The following is a 3040-nucleotide window of genomic DNA, read 5'->3' as shown; positions in this document are numbered from 1 at the left end:
ATTGTCAAGTGAATAGTGGTATAATATAAGCAATAAAATAAGATGGTGTGTTCTGCAGTGCACAGGTAGCTGTTGAGCCTGGGGCGGTAGCGTGATTTGAAAATTAACAATAACCTGAAAGGGTAGAGTGTGAAAAAGATCCTGGTAATAAAAATGCGCTTTCACGGCGATATGTTGCTAACCACACCGGTCATCAGCACGCTTAAAAAAAATTATCCTGATGCTGATATTGATGTTTTACTCTACGAAGATACCATTCCTATTTTATCTGAAAATCCCGATATCCATGCTTTATATGGCATAAAAAATAAAAAGAGCTCTGCTTTTGAGAAAGCAAAAAATTTCTTAGCGCTGATCAAGGTACTACGTGGTAATCATTATGATCTAGTGGTCAACCTTACCGATCAGTGGATAGTTGCTTTACTGTGTCGCTGCTTGGATTGTCCAATAAAACTGACACATGATTTCTCGCACAGAAATAAGAAATTCTGGCGCGACAGTTTTACTCATCACGTTCCTCTAAGTGGCGATCATTGGGTCGAACGTAATTTGTCTGTGCTGACGCCATTAAATCTAAAAGAATCAGTTCCGGTACTGAAAATGGTTTATGGTGAGCAAGTCTGGCAATCTGTTCGGAAAAAACTTCCTCAGGTTGATAACCAGAAGTATGTTGTTATACAGCCTACGGCGAGACAAGAATTCAAGTCGTGGGAGAATGATAGATTCTCCCTGGTGATTGACGCGATACATCATTTGGGGTATCAGGTTGTACTGACGTCTGGACCCGGTGCCAGCGATATTGCCTGCGTCGATGAGATTGCCAGGGCATGTGAAACCAAGCCTTTAACTGAAATTGCCGGTAAGACAACATTCCCTGAGCTTGCTGCATTAATTGATCATGCTGTACTTTTTATTGGTGTCGACTCTGCCCCGATGCATATTGCTGCAGCTGTTAAAACCCCCATCATTTGTCTTTTCGGTGCCACCGATCATATCGCCTGGCGACCATGGTCTGATGATGTAGTTCAATTTTGGGCTGGTGATTACCAACCAATGCCTGTGCGTGAAAAACTTGATCGAAGTAAGAAATATTTATCTGCTATACCAGCGGATGACGTGATTGCAGCCATAGCGTCGCGGTTACCTAAACTCGATTAATAAAGCATCCGGATATATAAAATGGTTATTGCTTTCTGTTTGTATAAATATTTCCCTTTTGGTGGGTTACAGCGTGATTTTTTGCGTATAGCGTCAACAGTCGCATCACGTGGACATCATGTTCGGGTTTACACACAATCATGGCAAGGAAATATTCCAGACAGCCTGGAGATCATTATTGTTCCTGTGAGGTCATGCTCCAACAACGGGAAAAATGCTGAGTATCATCGGTGGGTAAGTAAACATCTTGAGAGTAATCCAGCAGACCGGGTCGTTGGGTTCAATAAAATGCCTGGGTTAGATGTTTATTATGCTGCTGATGTCTGCTACGCAGAAAAAGTCGCGCAAGAAAAAGGTTTGCTCTATCGTCTGACACCACGATATCGGCATTATGCCGCCTTTGAAAAAGCTACATTTGCTGAGGGAAAATCAACACAGCTGTTGATGCTAACAGATAAGCAAATTGCGGATTTTCAGAAGCACTATCATACTGAGCCAGCGCGTTTTCATATCCTTCCGCCGGGGATTTATCCTGACAGAAAATACAGCTCTCAGCCAACAAATTGTAGAGCTAGCTTCAGGAAAGAAAATGATATCAGTGATTCCCAGTATTTAATTATACAAATCGGTTCTGATTTTACCCGTAAGGGGGTCGACAGAACTATCAAGGCGATCGCTTCCTTACCGGAAGCTGTCCGCAAACAAACGATTCTGTTTGTTGTGGGTCAGGATAAGCCTGATCGCTATATAAAGCTGGCAACAGAGTATGCTGTTGCTGACAATATCAAGTTCTTCCCTGGCCGTAATGATGTCTCAGAGTTAATGGCAGCAGCCGATCTATTGATTCATCCGGCATATCAGGAAGCCGCAGGGATCGTGCTGGTTGAAGCAATTGCAGCAGGTTTACCTGTCATAACAACGGCAGTTTGCGGATATGCCCATTATATTAAAGATGCTGAGTGCGGCATTGTTATTGATGAACCGTTTGAACAAAAATTATTAAATGAAGCTGTTTATTTTTCTTTAACTGACTCAGGGCAGAGAAAAGCATGGAAAGATAATGCACAACACTTTGCTGATACTCAAGACCTTTATAGTCTACCTGAGAAAGCAGCTGATATTATTATAGGTGGCGCCCATGGTTGAGTTAAAAGAACCATTTTTATCCTTGTGGAAAGGGAAAGATGCTTTTTCTGAAGTGCAGAAGCTGCAGGGAGAAACATTTAGACAGCTCGAAACGCGTAGAACGATAAGATTTGAGATTGCAGGTAAAAGCTATTTCCTGAAATGGCACCAGGGAACTAAACTGAAGGAAGTTATCAAAAACTTATTCTCCTTACGTTTGCCGGTACTCGGAGCTGATAGAGAATGGAATGCTATACACCGTTTGCAGGAACTGGATGTTGATACGATGCACGGTGTTGGTTTCGGGCAACAAGGTATAAATCCGCTCAACCGTATCTCTTTTATTATAACTGAAGATCTGAGCCCAGCGGTTAGCCTGGAAGACTATTGCGCAGATTGGTTGGTGAATCCACCTGCGCGAAAAATTAAAATGGCATTAATTGAGCGTCTTGCCATTATGGTCAGAAGGATGCATCAGGGCGGCGTTAATCACCGTGATTGCTATCTCTGTCACTTCTTATTGCATCAACCGACCAATTTTGAGGATAATACGTTCAAGCTGTCGGTTATTGATCTGCACCGAGCTCAGATCAGGAATGCGGTTCCTATTCGCTGGCGTAATAAAGATCTGATTGGTTTGTACTTCTCCTCGCTAAACATCGGGTTAACGCAAAGAGACTACTTCAGATTTCTGAAGATATACTTTAAAAAAGATATTAATAAAATTATTCGTGATGAATCCGATCTCTTTGCAACC

General features: G+C 42.2%; 3 protein-coding genes. All 3 read left to right on the top strand.

Annotated features, from left to right (window positions below; translation table 11 throughout):
• The first annotated feature begins 153 nt into the window (after positions 1-153).
• The gene (gene rfaQ / locus NNO02_RS22955) at positions 154-1158 is read left to right on the top strand and encodes a lipopolysaccharide core heptosyltransferase RfaQ (RefSeq protein ID WP_442867926.1); all 1005 of its coding nucleotides are present in this window, start codon (positions 154-156) and stop codon (positions 1156-1158) included.
• Between the two features lie 21 nt (positions 1159-1179).
• A complete protein-coding gene (locus tag NNO02_RS22950) occupies positions 1180-2304 on the top strand; it encodes a glycosyltransferase family 4 protein (RefSeq protein WP_271455842.1) in 1125 nt (374 codons plus the stop codon).
• The coding region (gene rfaP / locus NNO02_RS22945) for a lipopolysaccharide core heptose(I) kinase RfaP (RefSeq protein ID WP_271455841.1) at positions 2297-3040 on the top strand (744 nt) is incomplete at its 3' end. The genes NNO02_RS22950 and rfaP, both read left to right, overlap by 8 nt.

It is taken from the genome of Citrobacter sp. Awk 2 (genome assembly GCF_028069815.1).
Classification (GTDB): Bacteria; Pseudomonadota; Gammaproteobacteria; order Enterobacterales; family Enterobacteriaceae; genus Citrobacter.
Note: the sequence above shows the minus strand (reverse complement) of the source record. Positions and strands in the feature narration are given on the sequence as shown.